19 protein-coding genes are annotated in these 20,923 nt (G+C 65.9%); 14 read left to right on the top strand and 5 right to left on the bottom strand.

Translation table 11 applies throughout. From position 1 onward, the window contains the following. Window positions 1-5 precede the first annotated feature (5 nt). The 3 genes from QCE88_RS11600 to QCE88_RS11590 all read left to right on the top strand — a co-directional run bounded on the left by QCE88_RS11600 (window position 6) and on the right by QCE88_RS11590 (window position 2,706). Complete coding sequence (locus QCE88_RS11600; RefSeq protein ID WP_309901957.1) at window positions 6-1,334, top strand: aminotransferase class I/II-fold pyridoxal phosphate-dependent enzyme; 1,329 nt, start codon at window positions 6-8, stop codon at window positions 1,332-1,334. After that, window positions 1,331-1,996 (top strand): GNAT family N-acetyltransferase, encoded by a 666-nt coding sequence (locus tag QCE88_RS11595; protein ID WP_309901956.1) that lies wholly within the window; start codon window positions 1,331-1,333, stop codon window positions 1,994-1,996. The genes QCE88_RS11600 and QCE88_RS11595 overlap by 4 nt, the downstream gene beginning before the upstream one ends. Before the next feature lie 254 nt (window positions 1,997-2,250). Beyond that, on the top strand, window positions 2,251-2,706 hold the full coding sequence (locus QCE88_RS11590; protein WP_309901953.1) for a hypothetical protein: 456 nt from the start codon (window positions 2,251-2,253) through the stop codon (window positions 2,704-2,706). On the opposite strand, the gene QCE88_RS11585 is transcribed toward QCE88_RS11590, so the two are convergent. Continuing rightward, the gene (locus QCE88_RS11585; protein ID WP_309901952.1) at window positions 2,606-3,943 is read right to left on the bottom strand and encodes a cyanate transporter; all 1,338 of its coding nucleotides are present in this window, start codon (window positions 3,941-3,943) and stop codon (window positions 2,606-2,608) included. The genes QCE88_RS11590 and QCE88_RS11585 overlap by 101 nt on opposite strands. A gap of 166 nt (window positions 3,944-4,109) precedes the next feature. On the opposite strand from QCE88_RS11585, the gene QCE88_RS11580 reads away from it, so the two are divergent. After that, the gene (locus QCE88_RS11580; RefSeq protein ID WP_309901950.1) at window positions 4,110-4,856 is read left to right on the top strand and encodes a GntR family transcriptional regulator; all 747 of its coding nucleotides are present in this window, start codon (window positions 4,110-4,112) and stop codon (window positions 4,854-4,856) included. A 100-nt stretch (window positions 4,857-4,956) separates the two neighbouring features. Here QCE88_RS11580 and QCE88_RS11575 read toward each other — a convergent pair whose 3' ends face one another. Beyond that, window positions 4,957-6,519 carry an acid phosphatase gene (locus QCE88_RS11575; RefSeq protein ID WP_309901948.1) on the bottom strand — a complete coding sequence of 521 codons (1,563 nt, stop codon included), beginning with the start codon at window positions 6,517-6,519 and terminating at the stop codon, window positions 4,957-4,959. Between the two features lie 253 nt (window positions 6,520-6,772). Here QCE88_RS11575 and QCE88_RS11570 point away from each other — a divergent pair, with 253 nt between their 5' ends. From QCE88_RS11570 to QCE88_RS11560, 3 genes are all read left to right on the top strand, one after another. Next, window positions 6,773-8,131, top strand: a complete 1,359-nt coding sequence (locus tag QCE88_RS11570; RefSeq protein WP_309901946.1) for a cytochrome c peroxidase — start codon at window positions 6,773-6,775, stop codon at window positions 8,129-8,131. A 198-nt stretch (window positions 8,132-8,329) separates the two neighbouring features. After that, window positions 8,330-8,731 (top strand): RT0821/Lpp0805 family surface protein, encoded by a 402-nt coding sequence (locus QCE88_RS11565; RefSeq protein ID WP_309901944.1) that lies wholly within the window; start codon window positions 8,330-8,332, stop codon window positions 8,729-8,731. A 63-nt stretch (window positions 8,732-8,794) separates the two neighbouring features. Beyond that, the gene (locus tag QCE88_RS11560) at window positions 8,795-9,244 is read left to right on the top strand and encodes an NUDIX hydrolase (RefSeq protein ID WP_309808998.1); all 450 of its coding nucleotides are present in this window, start codon (window positions 8,795-8,797) and stop codon (window positions 9,242-9,244) included. On the opposite strand, the gene QCE88_RS11555 is transcribed toward QCE88_RS11560, so the two are convergent. Then, window positions 9,245-10,216 carry a transporter substrate-binding domain-containing protein gene (locus QCE88_RS11555; RefSeq protein WP_309901941.1) on the bottom strand — a complete coding sequence of 324 codons (972 nt, stop codon included), beginning with the start codon at window positions 10,214-10,216 and terminating at the stop codon, window positions 9,245-9,247. A gap of 99 nt (window positions 10,217-10,315) precedes the next feature. Beyond that, complete coding sequence (locus QCE88_RS11550) at window positions 10,316-12,025, bottom strand: glutamine--tRNA ligase/YqeY domain fusion protein (RefSeq protein ID WP_309901939.1); 1,710 nt, start codon at window positions 12,023-12,025, stop codon at window positions 10,316-10,318. A gap of 350 nt (window positions 12,026-12,375) precedes the next feature. Between QCE88_RS11550 and QCE88_RS11545 the strand changes: the two genes are divergently transcribed. Next, window positions 12,376-12,585 (top strand): ornithine carbamoyltransferase, encoded by a 210-nt coding sequence (locus QCE88_RS11545; RefSeq protein WP_309832787.1) that lies wholly within the window; start codon window positions 12,376-12,378, stop codon window positions 12,583-12,585. Window positions 12,586-12,607: 22 nt separating this feature from the next. Here QCE88_RS11545 and QCE88_RS11540 read toward each other — a convergent pair whose 3' ends face one another. Continuing rightward, entirely contained in the window at window positions 12,608-13,828 is a 1,221-nt protein-coding gene (locus QCE88_RS11540) for a CaiB/BaiF CoA-transferase family protein (protein WP_309901935.1), read from the bottom strand. Window positions 13,829-14,123: 295 nt separating this feature from the next. Here QCE88_RS11540 and alaS point away from each other — a divergent pair, with 295 nt between their 5' ends. The 6 genes from alaS to QCE88_RS11510 all read left to right on the top strand — a co-directional run bounded on the left by alaS (window position 14,124) and on the right by QCE88_RS11510 (window position 20,919). Continuing rightward, window positions 14,124-16,748, top strand: a complete 2,625-nt coding sequence (alaS, locus tag QCE88_RS11535; RefSeq protein WP_309901933.1) for an alanine--tRNA ligase — start codon at window positions 14,124-14,126, stop codon at window positions 16,746-16,748. A 124-nt stretch (window positions 16,749-16,872) separates the two neighbouring features. Continuing rightward, on the top strand, window positions 16,873-17,109 hold the full coding sequence (locus tag QCE88_RS11530) for a hypothetical protein (protein ID WP_309901931.1): 237 nt from the start codon (window positions 16,873-16,875) through the stop codon (window positions 17,107-17,109). Window positions 17,110-17,252: 143 nt separating this feature from the next. Beyond that, a complete protein-coding gene (locus QCE88_RS11525) occupies window positions 17,253-18,314 on the top strand; it encodes a low specificity L-threonine aldolase (RefSeq protein WP_309901929.1) in 1,062 nt (353 codons plus the stop codon). Between the two features lie 97 nt (window positions 18,315-18,411). Beyond that, a complete protein-coding gene (locus QCE88_RS11520; protein WP_309901927.1) occupies window positions 18,412-18,849 on the top strand; it encodes a thioesterase family protein in 438 nt (145 codons plus the stop codon). A gap of 68 nt (window positions 18,850-18,917) precedes the next feature. Next, window positions 18,918-19,799 carry a branched-chain amino acid ABC transporter permease gene (locus tag QCE88_RS11515; protein WP_309903539.1) on the top strand — a complete coding sequence of 294 codons (882 nt, stop codon included), beginning with the start codon at window positions 18,918-18,920 and terminating at the stop codon, window positions 19,797-19,799. Next, window positions 19,792-20,919: a branched-chain amino acid ABC transporter permease gene (locus tag QCE88_RS11510; RefSeq protein WP_309901925.1), complete on the top strand. Its 1,128-nt coding sequence runs from the start codon at window positions 19,792-19,794 to the stop codon at window positions 20,917-20,919. Before QCE88_RS11515 ends, QCE88_RS11510 begins: the two co-directional genes overlap by 8 nt. The last annotated feature ends 4 nt before the right edge of the window (window positions 20,920-20,923 follow it).

Genomic DNA, 20,923 nt, shown 5'->3' with positions numbered 1-20,923 from the left:
AAGAAATGAGCTTGCCGGAACAGATCAGGCAGAAACTCGCGGCGAAGGCGCTGCAACGGCAACTGGAACGCACCGGCGCGCAAGCCGCCGAACCGTTCGATGCGCAGAAGGTGACGCGGGCCGAACGTGCGTCCCTTGCGAGCTTCGAGGACATGCCCGCGTCTCAACAGGTGCGCATCATGCGCCAGATGGCGACGACGCTGAAAGTCGCTTCGCCGTTCTTTCGGGTGCACGAGGGCAGTGCGGGCGCGACGACGCGCATCGACGGGGCCGAGTACATCAACTTCGCCAATTACAACTATCTGGGCATGTCGGGCGATGCCATCGTCACGGAAGCCGCCAAGGCCGCGCTGGATCGCTATGGCACGTCGGCATCGGCGAGCCGCATGGTGGCTGGCGAACGGCCGGTGCAGCGCGAGCTGGAGCGGGCGCTTGCGCGTTTCTACGACGTCGAGGATTGCGTGGCGTTCGTGAGCGGTCATGCGACCAACGTGACGGTGATCGGCGCGTTGTTCGCGCAGGGCGATCTGATCGTGCACGATGCGCTGGCGCACAACAGCATCGTGCAGGGCGCGCAGTTGAGCGGCGCCAAGCGCCTGAGCTTTCCGCACAACGACTGGCAGGCGCTCGATGCACTGCTCACGCGCGTGCGCGGCGAATACCGGCGCGTGCTGATCGCGATCGAAGGCCTGTACAGCATGGACGGCGACGTGCCCGACCTCGCGCGCTTCGTCGAGATCAAGCAGCGGCATGCGGCGTTCCTCATGGTCGATGAAGCGCATTCGCTGGGTGTGCTCGGCGCGCAGGGACGCGGCGTACGCGAGCATTGCAACGTGGCGTCCGGCGATGTCGACATCTGGATGGGCACGATGAGCAAGACGCTGGCGGGCTGCGGCGGCTACATTGCGGGCAGCACCGCTTTGACCGACATGTTGCGGCACCTCGCGCCGGGCTTCCTGTACAGCGTGGGACTTGCGCCGGTGCTGGCGGCGGGTTCGCTGGCGGCGCTCGACACCATGCAGGCCCAGCCGGAACGCATCGCCCGTTTGCAGACGAACGGACAGCGTTTTCTGACGCGGGCCCGTGCAGCCGGACTGGATACCGGCAGGAGCGCGGGCTATTCGGTGGTGCCGGTGATCACGGGCAGTTCGCTCAAGGCGGCGCAATGGGCGAATGCGCTGTTTGACGAAGGCATCAACGTGCAGCCGATTTTCTATCCCGCGGTGGAAGAGGCGGCTGCGCGCCTGCGCTTCTTCATCTGTTCAACGCATACGGAAGCCCAGATCGATCGCACGGTCGATGCTGTCGCGCGCCTTGCGTTCTCAGGTCGATGAACTTCGTGTGCCGGCCGGCGCGGATCGGGGACGCTGCGTCGTGTGCGCCGCTCGTGTTTGCATCGGGCGAGGCCGAGTTCGGGTATATGTTCGGCGTCGGCGCTGACGAATGCATCGCGTTCCTCCGAGATGCTTTCGGGTCGCGCTTCGGGCGCTTCTCGTATCGTCGGCATCGGCTGGCAGTCGATGTCGGCAACGAGCCCTGCAGCATTCTCGCGATTCATGAGAGCGGAAAGGTCGTTGTCGACGATCTCGTGTTTGCGTGGCAAGTTTTGCGGCACTTCGGCGTGACACGTGCGGTCGGTGTCTTGATGCGCGGGGCACGGCTTGCCATGGAATTGCCCGCGCCGTCGCGCGGACAGGCGTTGATCGCGCATTGCGCAACACACGCAGCGTATCGCAGCCGGGGCGCGCTGACGGCGCTCATGACGAGCGTGCTGGACGGAGAGGGCGCACAACGTTGCTTCGTACTCGATGTGAGGCTGGATAACGTTCGGGCACGAGCACTGTATTGCAGGCTCGGGTTCAAGGCGATGCCGAAGCGGCGCGCGCCTGGGAAACCCGGATTGCCGGACGGGCTGGCGTCGGAGCGGATGGGCGTGGACCGGTCTGAGCGCGCCGAGCCTCAGCGTTTGCTACAGCGTAGATCGTCCCTGCGCTGAGGTCGAGGCGGCCTGCCTGGCGCACTTCCTGCCCTTCCTCTTCCGAAGCCCGCGCGGCGGCCGCACCGCTTCCACCCCGCAATCCCCGCCGCGCAAGGGTCCGCTGCTCTCCAGCCGCACGGACCACCGAACCACGCCGCCCGCCCGCGGTGCGCGCATGCGCCAACATGGCGCGCAATGCGCCGCAGCGGTGACGAGCGTGGGCCGACCTCCCGCAAGCGAATCGGAAAAGGACCGCAAAAAGGATCGACGCCTTGAACAACCGCGCCTACGAAACCAGCCCGTCGCAATGCTCGCAATGGAACCGCAAGCGGACGCGCCTGCGCCCGGAGGCGCGGCGTGTGCTGCTCGCGTTGCCGGAGCGCGTGCTCGGCGCCTCGCTCGTGTCGCTGTTCGAGCTGAAGGGTTTTCCTGCGCACTTGGCGCTGGACGCCGCGACGGTCAAGCACAGCATCGCCGAATGGCGTCCGCATGTGCTGTTGCTGGATACGCGCATCGGCGGCAGCGCCAACTACACGCTGGTGCATGAACTGCGCGCCGCCGCCGACGACGCGGACCGCCTGATCGTCGCGATGAGCGGTTTTCTCCCGGAGGAGCCCATTGCGCTGCTCAAGGAAGCGGGCTACGACGGCCATTGCCGCCGTCCGTGTCCGGTGTGGCAGATGACCGATCTGCTCGACGAATACTTCGCCTGCCACGCCGTGCGCTGACGAGCGGCATGTGACGCACGCTCGTGCGTGGCCCCATCGCACGCGCATACCCCGAAGGTCCGAACACGCCGCTCAGCGCCAGCATCGCGACGAGGCTCGCGGACAGCATCATCCACGTCATCGAGAAGCTCCCGCTCAAGTCGCGCACCACGCCCGCCACAACTGGCGCCAGCGCCGCGATCACGAAGCCCACGCCCTGCACGAACGCGACGAGCCGCGCGGCGAGCGCGTGATCGTCGGCGTGATCGAGTGTCAGGACGAGCGACAGCGCGAACACGCCGCCCAGTCCGCCGCCCATCAGTGCAACCGTCACGACGGGCGCGGCAAGCGGCGCGAGCAGCAGCAAGGCGAAGCCGCCCAACTGCGCGACGAGGCCCAGCGCAAGCCACGGACGACGATCCTTCGCATGCCCGAACCAGTGTCCGAAACGCGCGGCGGCCATCGGCAGGAGCAGGGCCGAAGAAGCCTGAAAGACGGTCAGCAGCGCGAGCAGCGCGCCGCTTGCGCTCACGCTTTGGCCGAGTTGCTGGTAATACGCGGGCATCCACGCGACGAGACTGGTATAGCCGCCATTGACGAGCCCGAAGAACACGCCGAGCGTCCACGCGCGCCGGTTCAGAAAGAGCGACGGCGCCGCCGCGGCGTGCTGCGTCGAGGAGGCGCGCGGCGACGCAGCGGCGCGCATCAGCATCAGCATCAGCCAGACGGCCAGCGCGACGAGCGCGGGCAGCGCCCAGACCGCGAGCCCCGCCTGCCACGACATGCGTGAAGCCACACCCGGCGTGATGCTCGCGCCGAGCCCGCCGCCCGCCATGATCGAAGCGGAATAAAGACCCATCGCAAACGGCAGGCGCGCCGCGAAACGCGCCTTCATGACCCCCGGCAAGAGCGCCTGGATCACGGCGACGCCCGTCCCTGCGACCGCCGCGCTGACGATCAGCGCCGTGGCGTTGCCCGCGAACCAGCGGCCCGCGCAAGCCGCCGCGATCGCGACCAGCCCGAGCGCCACGCCGCGCGCGTTGCCGACCGCCCGGGAGAGTGCGCTGGCGCCGAACGCGCACACGCCCATCGCGACGACCGGCAGGCCGGTGAGCATCGACGCCCCGCGAAACGACAGCCCCGTCGCAGTCAGGATCACGCTCATCAGCGGACTGATCGAAGTCAGCAGCGGCCGCAGATTCAGGCCGATCACGACGATCACCACGAGCCACGCAAGGTCCGACGTGCGCGGCTTCATCGCGCGGGATCCGCCAGCCATGAGCCGAGGATGGATGTCGATGTTTGCATGGAGCAGCCCTCGTTGAATCGTTCGTTTGGTTGACCATTTTATAGGAATTTGGTCAACCAAGAATACGCGGACGCTGATACTCCGGATTCGTGCGCCGGCGAAAGCAGTCGCTACAATGCGTGACAACCCAGGCACCCAAGTCACCATGGCCGCAAGCACTCCCCACCCGGAAAACGATTCCCCTGCGAACCCACCCGCGCCCGATGCACGCGTCCATGCGGCGATCACTTCCGCGCTGCTGCAGGGCAAGCTCGCGCCGGGCGCGCAGCTGGTCGAGCGCGAACTCGCCGCCGCCTTCGGCTGCACGCGCGGCACGATCCGCAAGGTGTTGGCGCGTCTCGGCGCGGAAGGCAAGCTGACGCTGGAAGTGAATCGCGGCGCGTTCGTGCCGTCGCCGACGGTGGCGGATATCCGCGCGGCCTATCGCGCGCGGCAGGTGGTGGAGGCGGGCATCGTCACGTCGCTGTGCGGCGCCCTGGGCACGCAGGCGAAGCGCGCGCTGCGGGCGCATGTGAAGGCCGAGCAGCGGGCGGTGAAGGCGGGCAGCGTGGAGGAATGCGTGCGTCTCGCGGGGCGCTTCCACGTGCTGCTGGCGGAACTCGCGAACGTACCCGAGGTGCAGGCGTTCCTGTCGAAGCTGGTCGCGAAGACCGAGCTCTACAAGGCGCTGTTCGATCCGTCGAAGGTGTCCAACTGCGCATCGGACGAACATGAACAACTCGTCGATGCCCTCGAAGCGGGTAATCTGGACGCCGCGCTCGCGACGATGCGCCTGCATATCGACGAGCTCGAATCGCGCGTGCTCGCGCAGGCCGGGGCCGCGCGCGGCAACGATCTGGCGACGCTCTTCGCGGGCGCCTGAGACGAAGCAAACCGACGAAGCACATCGCGCTGGACGGCAAAAAAGCAACGGGCCGCGGTCACACGACCGCGGCCCGTCTGGTTACAACGCTGCTAAAAGCTTATTGCGAGAAGTTGAGCGCGTTCGTCAGATCGCCCATCTTCGCTGCACCGTTCGCCGTCAGCGCCGCGTCACGCGAGGTCAGGCCCGGCAGCGACGGCAGGTTGAAGCGCTTGGTGATGAAGCGCAGGATCGACGTCGTGTCGTATTGCGTGTGATCGACGAAGCCCTTCTTCGCGTACGGCGACACGATCAGTGCCGGAATACGCGTGCCCGGACCCCAGCGATCGCCCTTCGGCGGCGAGACGTGATCCCAGAATCCGCCGTTCTCGTCGTAGGTCACGACGACGACCATGTTCTTCCATTGCGGGCTCTTCTGCAGATGGCTGATCAGGTCGGCGATGTGCTGGTCGCCCGACGCCACGTCGGTATAACCGGCGTGCTCGTTCAGGTTGCCCTGCGGCTTGTAGAACGACACTTGCGGCAGCGTGCCCGCGTCGATCGCCTTGATGAACTCGGCACCGTTGGTGCCGCCGTCCAGCAAGTGCTGCGCGCGGTTGGTCGTGCCCGGCGCCAGATCGGCGAAGTAGTTGAACGGCTGATGGTGGGTCTGGAAGTCAGGCACCACGTTGACCGCGCCATTGATGACCGAACGGTCCGCCAGCGCCGCGCTCCACGAACCGCCGAACCACGCCCAGCTCACGTTGGCCTTATTGAGCAGGTCGCCGATGTGCTGCTGCGTCTGCGGCGGCAGCGTCGTCGCCACGGTCGGGTCCGCGAGGTTCGCGTCGCCGCCCGTCGCGGGCTTGTTGCCGCTCGGCTGATACGGCGGCTGCATCGTGTTGACCGCGTAGAAGTCGGGCGTCAGGTTGCCCGAGTTCACGAACAGGCCCGACGTGTTGGCCGTGAGGGCCGAGCCGGCCGCTGTCGCCAGTTTCAGCGACACGCCGTCCGGATTCACCGACGAGATCGAACCCTTGGCCACGCTCGTATCCGCATTCGGATAGACCGGCGTACAGGCGCAGATCAGCCACTGGTGGTTCAGGAACGAACCGCCGAACGCGCTCATGAAGAAGTTGTCCGCCAGCGTGTATTGCTGCGCGATCTTGTAGAGCGGCAGCTTCTCAGGCGGCGTGTCGTAGTGGCCCATCACCAGCGCGCCCGAATCGCCCCAGGCAACGAACTTGTCGTTCTTGCCGCCGTCGATCTGCATCTGGTTCTCATAGAAGCGGTGATACAGATCCCGCGTCGTGACGTTGAGCGCCGTGTTGAAGCCCTTCGGATCGTCGATCGCGAAGGGTGCGTTCGGCAGATTCGTGGTCATTGCCGCAGTGATCGCCGGCGTCACGCCGGTCGCCGTCAGGCCGCCCCAGATGGTCGGCCGCGTCGTCAGCACGCTGCCGTCGCGGTCGAGCTGCTGCGCGTTTGCGGCCGTCACGTTCTGCAGGCCGTTCGCGCCCGGGAAGTGGCCGTACAGGTTGTCGAAGCTGCGGTTCTCCGCATAAATCACCACGACGTTCTTCACCGAGGAAATGTCGTCGTGATGGTCGTCGCCGCCGCAAGCGTAGAGGCCGAATGCAACGGTGGCCGCCAGCGGCACCGCGCATACGAGTTTCTTGTTCATTGAGGAATCTCTCTTGTGTTGGGGACCGGCGCGTGACGCAAGCTTGGTCAGTTTTGAAAGCCTTTGCCCGCCGGCGTGCGCAGTGTGGCAATTCGTTTTGACGTGAACATGTAATAAGGCTTTCGATTACGTAATCTGCGCTTAATAATTTTTAGGCGGAGACCGAGGCGCAACGGGGAAGACAGCGCTGTCACATGAAAGACACACGTTCGACATACGCTTCGGCATCTTTCAAATTCGCTTTTTCAAGCCCATGTCTTCGATGCGTTTGCCTTTCGTTCTCTGCTCGCTCGCCCTTGCCGCGTTGACCGCGGCGCTCAGCGGCTGCGATTCTCATGCGGCCGATATCAACACGGGAACGAGCGCGGCAGCGGCCAGCGCACAAGCAGGCGTCGTCAAAGTCGCGGCGCAACCGCAGTCGCGCGCCGAGGTCTTCGCTCACGTCAATCAGATGACCGTGCTCGGCGAAAAGCTGTTCTTCGATCCCTCGCTGTCCGGCTCGGGCAAGCTCGCCTGCGCGTCGTGCCACAGCCCGCAGCACGCGTTCGGTCCGCCCAACGCGCTCTCCGTGCAACTGGGCGGCAGCGACATGCATCAGACGGGGATTCGCGCGGTGCCGTCGCTCAAGTATCTGCAGAGCGTGCCGGCCTTCACGCGGCACTTCCACGACTCGGACGACGAAGGTGACGAAAGCGTCGACGCCGGTCCCACCGGCGGCCTCACCTGGGACGGCCGCGTGGACCATGGCGCGGATCAGGCGCGCATTCCGCTGTTGTCGTCGTTTGAAATGGGCAGCACGCCGGCTAAGGTCGCGGCGGCGGTGAAGGCCGCGCCTTATGCCGACGCATTCCGCCAGGCCTATGGCGCGGATGTCTTCCAGAACGACGAGCGGGTCTTCGCCGCGGTGCTGGTCGCACTGGAAACCTTCGAGCAGAGTCCCGAGCGCTTCTATCCGTACACGAGCAAGTACGACGCGTTCCTCGCCGGCCGCGCGAAGCTCAACGACGCCGAGATGCACGGCCTGCAGCTTTTCAACGACGAGAGCAAGGGCAACTGCGCGGCTTGTCACATCAGCACGCGCGCGAAGGACGGCTCGCCGCCGCAGTTCAGCGACTTCGGTCTGATCGCGCTCGGTGTGCCGCGCAATCGCGCATTGCCGATCAACCGCAACCCGCAGTATCACGATCTCGGCGCGTGCGGTCCGGAACGAACCGACCTCAAGGGGCAGGACGAGTACTGCGGCATCTTCCGCACGCCGTCGCTGCGCAACGTCGCGACGCGCAAGACCTTCTTCCACAACGGCATCTATCACAAGCTGGACGACGTGGTGCGCTTTTACGTCGAACGCGATACGAATCCGGAGAAGTTCTATCCGGTGTCGAAGACGGGCGCGGTCCAGAAGTTCGACGACCTGCCGAAGAAGTACTGGGACAACATCAACACCGAGCCGCCCTTCGATCGCAAGAAGGGCGACAAGCCGGCGCTCAGCGATGCCGAGATCAAGGATGTCGTGGCGTTCCTCGGCACGCTCACCGACGGCTACGATCCCGCGAAGGACAAGGACGCGCAGAAGGGGACGGGCATCGGCGAGATGAAGTCGGTGTCGAACTGAACTGTCGGCCGAACCGCCGGCCGAACCGCCGCCCGAGGCGCCATCCCGGCCCGCGCGGCGGCTGAAGGCTCCGCATCATGCTATTCTCGTTGCGGCCCGCTTTGACGGGCTGACGTTGGTGTATCGCCGTTGCCGCTGTGGTTGCACGGGTGCGTGGACGTGCAGGCGGCCATACTCATCCGCGACGAGGAGAACCCAATGCCGAACCCATCCCGAGTCATGGCTCGCCTGACGCTGACGCTGACATTCGCGGCTGGCGCATGCGTCATCGCCGGCACCACGGCACAAGCCGCCAACCTCGGCTTCCTGAACAACACGCCGATCACCTACATGAAGCAGCGCGACCTGCAGGCGCTCAACAACGCCGCGCAGAAGGCGCTCGAGACCAAGCAGGACGGCGAATCGCTCGACTGGGACAACAAGGGCGCCGGCAATCCGGTGCCGGTCAACGGCACGGTCACGCCGCAGAGCAGCTTCGAGTCCGACGGCATGAAGTGCCGCAAGGTCGAACTCGTCGCGCACGCGAAAGGGCAGACCCAGACCTGGACGCCGACCGCCTGCAAGGCCAGCGACGGCAAATGGAAGCTGAAGAAGCAGTGAAGGCGCGATGAACCGGGCAAGCAGAAGAACAAACCGAAGCGCTCGCAACGGGGCGAGCCGCGCATGACCCACCGCACCGTGTCATGCGGCGTGGTCATGCTGAACGCACAGGGCGACGTGCTGCTGTGTCACGCCACCGAAACCACGCACTGGGACGTGCCCAAGGGCGCGTCCGATCCCGGCGAAAGCCCGCGCGAGGCGGCGCTGCGCGAGCTCGTCGAGGAAACCGGCATCGTGCTGGCGCCGGAGCGGCTGAAGGATCTCGGGCGCTTTCTCTATCGCCGCGACAAGGACCTGCATCTGTTTGCCGTGCGCGTCGGCGACGACGAAGTGCAGCTCGAAAACTGCGTGTGCGAATCCTATTTTCCGCGTTACAGCGACGGCACGATGATCCCCGAGATGGATGCGTACCGCTGGGTCAGTCCGGCCGATGTCGACCGGTTCGCGAGCCGCAGCCTTGCGCGTCTGTTCCAGACCACACTGTCGCTGGCCGACCTGCACGAGACGCTTTGATCATTCCAGCGTGCGGTCGTTGGGATGGTCGAAGAGCAGCTTCATTTCCGGCGACATCGGGAACTGGAGGTTCACGCCGTCCGGGGGAATCGGGCTCATGAACCAGGTGTCGTAGAGCTTGGCTGCTTCGCCCGAGCGCTGCATGCCGGCGATCACGTCGTCGACGATCTTCTTGAACACCGGATCGCCCTTTCTCATCATGCAGCCATAAGCCTCGTTCGCCAGCGACGCACCGGTCACGAGATACTCGCCGCGCGCGTTGCCTTCCTGCGCGATCTTGCCGTACAGAAGCGGGTCATCCATGACGAAGGCCACGGCGCGGTCGGAGCGCAGCGCGGCGAAGGCCTCGGCGTGATCGCGCGCGCTGATGATGCGCAGGTTCAGCTTCTTGTCGATGCTCATCTGCCGCAGCATGCGTTCATCGGACGTGCCGGCGGTGGTCGCGACCGTCTTGTTGGCGAGATCGGCGTAATCGCGGATGCCCGACTTCTTCTTCACCGCCATGCGGATGCCGTAGCGGAAGAAGCTGTTCGAAAACGCCACCAGCGGCTCGCGGTCGGCGACATGCGCGGTGGAGCCGCATTCCAGGTCGACCTGATTGTTCACCACGTACGAGATGCGGTTGGCCGAGGTGACCATCACGTTCTTCACCGCGAGGTTCGGCATGTCGAGCCGCTTTTTGATTTCGTCGACGATCCGCAGTGCGATGGCATACGAATAGCCGACCGGCTGCTGCTTGACCGTGTACGAGAACGGCACCGACGACTCGCGCGTGCCCAGCACGATCGCGCCGTTCTCGGCGATCTTGCGCAGTGTGGCGGAAGGCGGCAGCTGATCCACGGCTGCATTGGCGCGGGTCGTCTCCGCGGTGCTCGTGGCCTGCGCCCGAGCGCAGACGAGCAGGATCAGGCAGGCGAGGGCGGCGCTTCGATGCGCCCGGAACCCGTGCGCGACGGCATGCGGCAGCTTCATGATGTCCTCGTGAGGAGCGGCGTGCGACGACTGGACCGGCTACAGCAGCGCCGCGTGGCCGCGCGGCGCGTTTTCTGCGTTTTCTTTGAAGGCAAGCCCTCAGGCCGGCTTGCCCCAGCTGTCGCGCAGGCTGACGATGCGGTTGAACACCGGCTTGCCCGGCTGCGAATCCACGCGGTCCGCAACGAAATAACCATGCCGCTCGAACTGGACGCGGTCTTCGGCATTCGCTTCGCGCGCGCTCGGTTCGAGATACGCGTTCACCACGCGCTTCGAATCCGGGTTGAGCGCGTCCAGGAACTCCGCGCCGCCCGCGCCGGGCTGCGGTTCCTTGAACAGGCGATCGTAGAGACGCACTTCGGCCGCGTACGCGGTTGCCGCGCTGACCCAGTGAATCGTGCCCTTGACCTTGTAGTTGTTCGCGCCTTCGGTGCCCGAGCGGCTGTCCGGGAAGTAGTTGCAGTGCACGGCGGTCACGTTGCCGTGCTCGTCCTTGTCCGCGCCCGTGCACTCCACCACGAAGCCGTATTTCAGGCGCACCTTGTTGCCCGGGAAAAGGCGGAAATAGCCTTTCGGCGGCGTTTCCTGGAAGTCTTCGCGCTCGATCCACAATTCACGCGAAAACGGGAACGAACGCACGCCGCGATCCGGATGATGCGGATGCACCGGCGCGCTGCAGTCTTCGTTCTGGCCTTCCGGATAGTTGTCGATGATGAGCTTGAGCGGGTCGAGCACGGCGATCGCACGCGGGGCTTTCTCGTCGAGATCGTCGCGCAGCGCGCCTTCCAGCACGCTCATGTCGATCCACGAATCCACCTTGGTCACGCCGACGCGCTCCACCATCAAGCGGATGCTCTCCGGCGTGAAGCCGCGCCGCCGCACGCCGACGATGGTCGGCATGCGCGGATCGTCCCAGCCCTCGACGTGATTCTCCTGCACGAGTTGCAGCAGCTTGCGCTTGCTGGTGATCGCGTAAGTGAGATTCAGGCGCGAGAACTCGATCTGCTGCGGCAGCGGACGCTGGAACACGCCGTCGTCGGCCAGTTGTGCGAGGAACCAGTCGTACAGCGGACGGTGATCCTCGAACTCCAGCGTACACAGCGAGTGCGTGATGTTCTCGATCGCGTCCGAGACGCAGTGCGCGTAGTCGTACATCGGGTAGATGCACCAGGTGTCGCCGGTCCGGTAGTGATGCGCGAAGCGGATGCGGTAGATCACCGGGTCGCGCATGTTGAAGTTCGGCGACGCCATGTCGATCTTCGCGCGCAGCACGTGTTCGCCTTCCTTGAACTCGCCCGCCTTCATGCGGCGGAACAGGTCGAGGTTCTCGTCAGGCGTGCGGTCGCGGTACGGCGAATTGATGCCGGCCTCGGTGGCCGAGCCGCGCGTGGCGCGCATCTCTTCCGCGGTCTGGCTGTCGACATAGGCCTGGCCCTTCTTGATGAGCATCTCGGCGTAGTCGTACAGCTGGTCGTAGTAGTCGCTCGCAAAGTACTTGTGCTCGCGGCCGTCCTTGTTCCATTCGAAGCCAAGCCATTCGACGGCGTCGATGATGGAATCCACGTACTCGACGCTTTCCTTCTCCGGATTCGTGTCGTCGAAGCGCAGATGGCACACGCCGCCGTATTGCGCGGCGAGGCCGAAATTCACGCAGATGCTCTTCGCATGGCCGATGTGCAGATAGCCGTTCGGCTCGGGCGGAAAGCGCGTCTCGACCCGCTGCGACCATTTGCCGGAGCGGTTGTCGTCTTCGATGATGTTGCGAATGAAATTGGAGGGGGCCGGGGCGTCGTTGCGATCGGTGTTCATGCGAAAAAGAGTGCCAGCGGATGCGCTCGCGCGCGTGAAACGGTTCGGGAAGCGTTCCCGCGAGACGGGCAGGGACGCGTACGAATGCCTTGAAGATGGGGTCGATTCTACCTTACGCAACCGCCGGCTTCCGACGATGCGTGCGGGTTGTTCGCCCGCGAGTTTCGTTACACCGATTACGGCGTGCGGTGCGCTTCGTAACCGCCGTAACCGGACGTAAATCGCGTTGAAAGGCGCTCGCGCGGGCTTTTATGATCGGCTCGACTGCATGAAGCACGGCGTTTTGCGACGCGCTTCGGCAGGCAAGCACAACCACAACACATCACAACGACAACACAAGGAAGATGATCATGAAGCGGATCCTCGCCACCACTTTCAAGCTCGCCGCCGCGGCGGCACTCGTGTCGAGCCTCGCGGCCTGCGCGGTCTCGCGCCAGCAGGCCCATGCAGGCGTGGGCGCCGCTGCGGGCGGTGCGCTCGGCTATCTGGTCACGGGCGGGCCGATCGGCACGGTCGCGGGCGCGGCGGCGGGCGGTGTGATCGGCGCGGGTGTGCGCTGATTCCCCGCGCGTTGTCTTCGGTCTAGATCGTCTTCGACGCCCGCAACGCCGCAATCCGCGCCTCGTCATAACCGAGCAGTTCGGCCAGCACGCCTGCCGTGTGCTCGCCGAGCAGCGGCGGATGCGAGCGTGCCTCGGGCGGCGTCGCGCTCATCTTGATCGGGCTCGCGACGAGCTTTACCGTGCCGCCGCTCGGATGTGGCAGATCGATCTGCATCCGGCGCGCCAGCACCTGCGGGTCCTCGAACACTTCGCCGAGATCGTTGATCGGTCCGCACGGCACGCCGGCTTCCTCCAGCTGCGCGATCCACTCATGCTTGCCCTGACGCCGCACCATGTCGGCGAGCAGGGGCACGAGCACTTCGCGATTGCGCACGCGTGACGGATTGGCCGCGAAGCGCGGATCGTCGGCGAGTTGCGGGCAGCCGCCCGCCTCGACAAACTTGCGGAACTGCCCGTCGTTGCCCACCGCGACGATGATCCAGCCGTCGCTGGTCTGGAACGTCTGGTACGGCACGATGTTCGGGTGCGCATTGCCCCAGCGCACCGGCGGCGTGCCGCTCGCGAGAAAGTTGGTGTTCATGTTGGCGAGCATTGCGACCTGCACGTCGAGCAGCGCCATGTCGATGTACTGCCCCTCGCCAGTGCGGTCGCGATGCGCGAGCGCCGTGAGCACGCCGACGGTCGCATACATGCCGGTCATCAGGTCCGCGATCGCCACGCCCGCCTTTTGCGGGCCGCCGCCCGGCTGGCCGTCGCGCTCGCCGGTGATGCTCATGAAGCCGCCGATGCCCTGCACGATGAAGTCGTAGCCCGCCCGTTGCGCATAGGGCCCCGACTGCCCGAAGCCCGTGATCGAGCAATAGACGAGGTCCGGCTTGATGGCCTTCAGCGATTCATAGTCGAGCCCGTACTTCTTCAACTGCCCGGCCTTGTAGTTCTCCAGCACGACATCGCTTTGCGCGGCCAGTTCGCGCACGATGCGCTGGCCTTCGGGTGTCGCGATATCCACCGTCACCGAACGCTTGTTGCGGTTCGCCGCGAGATAGTACGCGGCCTCGCGGGTGTCCTCGCCGGCGGGCGTGCGGAGATAGGGCGGGCCCCACTGGCGGGTGTCGTCGCCGGTTTCCGGCCGTTCGATCTTGATGACGTCCGCGCCGAAATCGGCGAGGGTCTGCGCGCACCACGGTCCCGCCAGCACGCGGGTCAGGTCCAGCACGCGGATATGGCTCAAGGCTCCCATTCGTCTGCTCGCTTCCTCTTGTTCGTGCTTCAGTGGCGTCAGTGGCTACGGCGGGCGTCTTGCGGCGCCGGCCGCCGGTTTCGCGACTGTCGCACAGAACCGCGCCGCGCGCGATACCGAAGGCGCTGCAAAGGCGCACGCGCGAGCTTGTGCCGGCTGGCCGCGCGCCCGGCCGGACGCGGCGAATCCCGTATAATCGACAGTCACCCTCGCCACGCCGGCCGGGCTTGCCGTCGATTCATGCGCGAGCCGCCCGCGGGCACCATCAAAGAACCGAAGACACGCCCCGTACGCTATGAAAGCCGCCGAAATACGCGAGAAATTCCTGAAGTTTTTCGAATCGAAGGGCCACACGATCGTGCGTTCGTCGAGCCTCGTGCCCGGCAACGACCCGACGCTGCTCTTCACCAATTCGGGCATGGTCCAGTTCAAGGACGTCTTCCTGGGCGCGGAGTCGCGGCCGTATTCGCGTGCCACCACCGCGCAGCGCAGCGTGCGCGCGGGCGGCAAGCACAACGACCTGGAGAACGTCGGCTACACGGCGCGGCACCATACGTTCTTCGAGATGCTGGGCAATTTCTCGTTCGGCGATTATTTCAAGCGCGACGCCATCCACTATTGCTGGGAGCTGTTGACCAAGGTCTATGCGCTGCCGGCGGAGAAGCTCACCGTCACGGTCTATCAGGAAGACGACGAAGCCTTCGACATCTGGGCGAAGGAAATCGGCGTGCCGGTCGAGCGCATCATCCGCATCGGCGACAACAAGGGTGCGCGCTACGCGTCCGACAACTTCTGGCAGATGGCCGACACCGGCCCGTGCGGCCCGTGCTCGGAAGTGTTCTACGATCACGGCCCGGAAATCTGGGGCGGCCCGCCGGGATCGCCGGAAGAAGACGGCGACCGCTTCATCGAGATCTGGAATCTCGTGTTCATGCAGTTCAACCGCGACGCGCAGGGCAACATGACGCCGCTGCCCAAGCAGTGCGTCGATACGGGCATGGGCCTCGAGCGCCTCGCCGCCGTGTTGCAGCACGTGCACAGCAACTACGAAATCGATCTCTTCCAGACTCTCATCAAGGCCGCGGCGCGTGAAACGGCCACGGCGGATCTGGAGAACAACTCGCTGAAGGTCATCGCGGACCACATCCGCGCGTGCTCGTTCCTGATCGTGGACGGCGTGATTCCCGGCAACGAAGGCCGCGGCTACGTGCTGCGCCGGATCGTGCGCCGCGCGATCCGTCACGGCTACAAGCTCGGCCGGAAGGGCGCGTTCTTCCACAAGCTGGTGGCGGATCTGGTCGCGGAAATGGGCGCGGCCTACCCGGAACTCGCGGACGCGCAGCAGCGCGTCACCGACGTCCTGCGCCAGGAGGAAGAGCGTTTCTTCGAGACCATCGAGAACGGCATGTCGATCCTCGAAGGCGAGCTGGCCGAACTGGACAGGAAGGGCGTGAAGCAACTGGACGGCGAACTCGCCTTCAAGCTGCACGACACTTACGGCTTCCCGCTCGACCTGACGGCGGACGTGTGCCGCGAGCGCGGCGTGACGGTCGACGAACCCGCGTTCGACGACGCCATGGCGCGCCAGCGCGACCAGGCGCGCGCGGCGGGCAAGTTCAAGCTGGCGGCGGGCCTCGAGTATTCGGGCGCGAAGTCGATGTTCCACGGCTACGAGAAGGAAATCTTCGACGACGCGAAAGTGCTCGCGCTGTATGTGGACGGCGTGACGGTGAACGAGGCGCAGCACGGCCAGCAGGCCGTCGTGGTGCTGGATCACACGCCGTTCTATGCGGAATCCGGCGGCCAGGTCGGCGACCAGGGTGTGCTGGCGAATGCCAGCGTGCGCTTTGCCGTTGCGGACACGTTGAAGGTGCAGGCGGATGTCGTCGGCCATCACGGCACGGTGGAACAGGGCACGCTGAAGGTGGGCGATGTGGTGAAGGCGGAGATCGACGCCATCCGCCGCGCCCGCACCGCACGCAATCACTCGGCCACTCACCTGATGCACAAGGCCTTGCGCGACGTGCTGGGCGGCCATGTGCAGCAGAAGGGCTCGCTCGTCGATGCCGACAAGACGCGCTTCGACTTCGCGCACAACGCGCCGATGTCGGACGACGAAATCCGCCGTGTCGAGCAGATCGTCAACAACGAAATTCTCGCGAACGCACCGGGCGTGGTGCGCGTGATGGCCTACGACGACGCGGTAAAGGGCGGCGCAATGGCGCTGTTCGGCGAGAAGTACGGCGACACGGTGCGCGTGCTCGACCTCGGCTTCTCGCGCGAACTCTGCGGCGGCACGCACGTGCAGCGCACCGGCGACATCGGCTTCTTCAAGATCGTGGTGGAGGGCGGCGTGGCGGCGGGGATTCGTCGCGTGGAAGCGATCACCGGCGACAACGCCGTGCGCTACGTGCAGGAACTCGACCAGCGCATCAACGCGGCGGCCAGCGTGCTGAAGGCCCAGCCGGCGGAACTGACGCAGCGCATCGCGCAAGTGCAGGAGCACGTGAAGACGCTGGAGAAGGAACTGGGCGCGCTGAAGTCGAAGCTGGCGGCGAGCCAGGGCGATGAACTGGTGTCGCAGGCGGTCGACGTGGCGGGCGTGCAGGTGCTCGCGGCGCAACTCGAAGGCGCCGATGTGAAGACGCTGCGCGAAACCGTCGACAGGTTGAAGGACAAGCTGAAGCATGCGGCCATCGTGCTGGCGTCGGTGGACGGCGGCAAGGTCAGCCTGATCGCGGGCGTGACGCCGGATGCATCGAAGAAGGTCAAGGCGGGCGAACTCGTCAATTTCGTTGCGCAGCAGGTGGGGGGCAAGGGCGGCGGCCGTCCCGACATGGCCCAGGCGGGCGGCACCGAACCGGCCAAGCTGCCGGCCGCGCTCGCCGGTGTGACGGCGTGGGTGCAACAGCAGCTCTAAGCGTTTTTCGACGCTCGCAAGGAACGGCTCGATCGGTTCAGATCGGGCCGTTTTTTCTTACAGCCTGTCAGGCACATCGCGTGCAACGCCTTCAGGGTCCACAACAACCCAAGGGAGACACACGATGAATCGCACATTGGCATCGATCGTTCTGGCTTCGGCCATGCTGGCTGCAACAGGCGCTGCTCAGGCGAAGGGCTGTATCGAAGGCGCGGCCGTGGGCGGCGTGGCGGGGCATGTCGCCGGCAAGCATGGCGCGGTGGGCGCCGTGGGTGGCTGCGCAATCGGCCATCACGAAGCCAGCAAGAAGGAAAAGAAGGCGCAGGAAGCCAACGCGGCCAGCGCGCCGAACAGCAAGTAAGCCTCTCCTCGTATGGTTTTGGGCGGCGCGTCGGACGGATCGGACGCGCCGCCGCTTCAAGCCGCTAGAATGGCCGGATCGCCGGGCGTGCCTTTGTCATCTGCGCGCGCCCGTTCATCAAGATTCTCCGGCCCTCCGCTCCCATGACAGCGCCCACGGACACGACCCAGCATTTCGCCTCGGACAATTACGCGGGCATCTGCCCCGAAGCGCTCCAGGCGCTCATCCAGGCCAACAACAGCGGTCACGAACCCGCCTATGGCGACGATTCCTGGACCACCCAGGTCTGCGACCGCATCCGCGACCTGTTCCAGACCGACTGCGAAGTGTTCTTCGTCTTCAACGGCACGGCGGCGAACTCGCTGGCGCTGGCGTCGCTGTGCCAGTCGTATCACTCGGTGATCTGCCATGAGCTCGCGCATATCGAAACCGACGAATGCGGCGGCCCGGAGTTCTTCTCGGGCGGCTCGAAACTGCTCACCGCGCAAGGTGCGAACGGCAAGCTGACGCCCGACGCGATCGAGGAGATCGTCACGCGGCGCGCCGACATCCACTATCCGAAGCCGAAAGTCGTCGCGCTGACGCAGGCGACGGAAGTCGGCACCGTCTACACCGTCGAGGAAATCCGCGCGATCGCGGCGATTGCGAAGCGGCGGCACCTGAAGGTCCACATGGACGGCGCGCGCTTCGCGAATGCGGTGGCGAGCCTGAATGTGCATCCGTCGGAGATCACGTGGCGCGCGGGCGTCGACGTGCTGTGCTTCGGCGGCACGAAGAACGGCTTGCCGGTGGGGGAAGCGGTGGTGTTCTTCGACCGCGCGCTTGCCGCCGATTTCGCGTATCGGCTGAAGCAGGCGGGACAGCTTGCCTCGAAGATGCGCTTCATCTCCGCGCCGTGGCTCGGCCTGCTTGACGACGACGTCTGGCTGCGCAACGCGAGTCACGCCAATGCGATGGCGCAACGGATGGCCGCGCGCCTCGCCGGTCTTCCCGGCGTGAAGCTCATGTTCGAACCCGAGGCGAATGCGGTATTCGCCGAGTTGCCCACGCAGGTCGCCACCAAGTTGCGCGCGAAGGGCTGGCGCTTCTATCAGTTCATCGGTTCGGGCGGATGCCGCCTGATGTGTGCGTGGGATACGCGCGAAGAGACGGTTGATCGTTTCACCGACGAGGTCCGTGCGTTGTGCACGAGCGCCGGCAACTAGCTTCGAACCTCTTTGCCGCGCCGGATTGACACGTCCGGCGGGCCGCTCCTAACATGGCGCCACGCCGACCGTCCCGCGTCCCGACGCGCATCCCACGATGACCAAACCTGTCCGAACCACTCGCGCGGACTATGCGCATTTCCTGTCGATCAGCACGCGCTGGTCGGATAACGACGTGTATGGGCACATCAACAACGTCGTCTACTACAGCTATTTCGATACCGTCGTGAACGAGTACCTGCTGCGTCACGGCGTGCTCGACTATAGCGAGGGCGAGACCATCGGCCTCGTGGTGGAGACGCGCTGCAACTTCTTCGCGCCGGTAGTGTTTCCGGAGCCGATCGAGGCAGGCCTGCGTGTGGAAAAACTCGGCACGACGAGCGTGCGCTACGAAGTGGCCATCTTCGCGCAGGGTGCCGACGAAGCCGCCGCGCAAGGGCACTTCGTGCACGTCTACGTCGATCGCGCGACGCGTCGGCCCGTGGCGCTGCCTGCGCCCCTCGTCGCTGCGTTGAAGCCGCTGCTTGCCCGCTGAGGCGCGCCTTGCTCCAGTGGTTCAGCGTGAATCTGCTCAACGGCGTGAGCACCGGTTTGCTGTTGTTCATGCTGTCCGCCGGGCTCACGCTGATTTTCTCGATGCTCGGCATGCTCAACTTCGCGCACGCGAGCTTCTATATGCTCGGCGCCTATGTCGGACAGATGCTCGCGGCTGCCGGCAACTTCTGGCTGGCGCTCGTTGCGGCGCCGGTGCTCGTCGGGCTGGCGGGCGCGTGGTTCGAGCGCGTGCTGTTGCGCCGCGTGCATGCGCGCGGCGCGCTCGCCGAACTACTGCTGACCTTCGGCGCGGCGCTATTGATCGGCGAGGGTGTCAAGCTTGTCTGGGGTCTCGGGCCGTTGCCCGCAGTCATTCCGGACGTGCTGGAAGGTCCGCTGTTCACGCTGTATGGCGCGTCGTTCGCGCGCTATCGCGTGTTCATGATGGTCGTGGCCATCGTCATGCTGGGCGCGTTGTGGCTCGTGCTGCGCACCTCGCGCATGGGTCTCGTCGTGCGCGCGGCCCTGACGCATCCCGCCGCCGTCGAAACGCTCGGCCACGACGTCCCGCGCGTCTTCACCACGGTATTCGCCGCCGGCACCGCGCTCGCCGCGCTGGGCGGCGTGATCGGCGCGCCGCTCGCCGTCATCGAACCCGGCATGGCCGATGCCATGGGCCCCATCGTGTTCGTCGTCGTGGTCATCGGCGGGCTGGGTTCGTTGTATGGCGCGCTCGTCGCGTCGTTGCTGATCGGCTGTGCGCAAACCTTCGCGGTGAGCGCGAGCGCGTCGGCGGGCAGTATCGCCGCCGTGTTCGGCGTGACGCTGCCGCCCGCGTGGGGCGCGCTGACGGTGACGCAACTCGCGCCCGTGCTGCCGTACCTGCTGCTCGTCGCGATGCTTGCCGCGCGGCCACGCGGGCTCTTCGGCGAGCGCAGCCGCGATGCGTAAGTCCCGTCAGTCCATCAGGCCCGCGATGTTTGGCTTCATCGCTTTGATTGCGGCGCTCGCCTTGCCGCCGATGTTTTTCACCCAGTCATGGCTGCTCGCGTATCTCGCGCAGACCGCGACGCTGATTGTCTTTGCCCTGTCCTACAACCTGCTACTCGGCGAAACTGGCCTGCTGTCCTTCGGGCATGCGGTGTATGCCGGGCTCGGCGCGTTCGCCGCGGCGCACGTGTTCAATCGCGCGGGTGTGTCGCTCACGCTGTTGCCGCTGGTGGGTGGCCTGGTCGCGATGGGCGTCGCAGCAGTCTTCGGCCTCATCTCGACGCAACGCGCCGGCACGGCGTTCGCCATGATCACGCTCGGCATCGGCGAACTGGTCGCCGCCTGCGTCTGGCTCGTGCCGGGATGGTTCGGCGGGGAGGGCGGCGTGACCATCGACCGGGCGGGCGGCCAGCCCGTGTTCGGCTGGACCTTCGGGCCGCCGCGCGAGGCCTACGCGCTGATTGCGGGCTGGTGCGCGGTGTCCGTGCTTGCGCTGTACGTTTTCTCGCACACGCCGATGTGCCGCCTCGCCAACGCCGTGCGCGACAACCCCGCGCGCGCCGCCGCGATCGGTTTCGCGCCGGCGCGCGTGCGCTTCACGATGCTGGTGGTGTCGGCGTTCTTTGCGGGCGTCGCGGGCGTGATGGGGCTGATCAATGTCGAACTGGTGTCGGCGGAAAGCGTCGGTCTCGCGCGCTCGACGAGCGTGCTCGTTGCCACCGTCATTGGCGGAACGGGGACGTTCTTCGGGCCGGTCGTGGGCGCGGTGCTGCTGACCTTCGCGAGCGTCGCCCTGGCGAACATCACCGCCTCCTGGCCGATGTACCTCGGACTGTTCTTCGTGTGGGTCGTGGTCGCGGCGCCGCAAGGTGTCGCGGGACTGTTGCGGCGCGACGTGCGCACATTGTGCCTCGGCGGCCTCAGCGCGCTGGCGTGGGGCGTCGCGACGGTGGCGGTCGTCGAGACGCTCTATGCGCGCCAGACGGGCGCACTCACGCTGCCCGCCGGCGCTTGGCTCGTCGCGCTGCCATGTGCGGTGCTCGGTTACTGGCTGGCGCGCCGCATGCGCCCCGCGTCATGAACAC

Origin of the sequence: Caballeronia sp. LZ035 (assembly GCF_031451175.1) — a bacterium.
GTDB lineage: Bacteria > Pseudomonadota > Gammaproteobacteria > Burkholderiales > Burkholderiaceae > Caballeronia.
The sequence above is the reverse complement of the archived record's forward strand: the minus strand, read 5'-3'. Positions and strand labels throughout refer to the sequence as shown.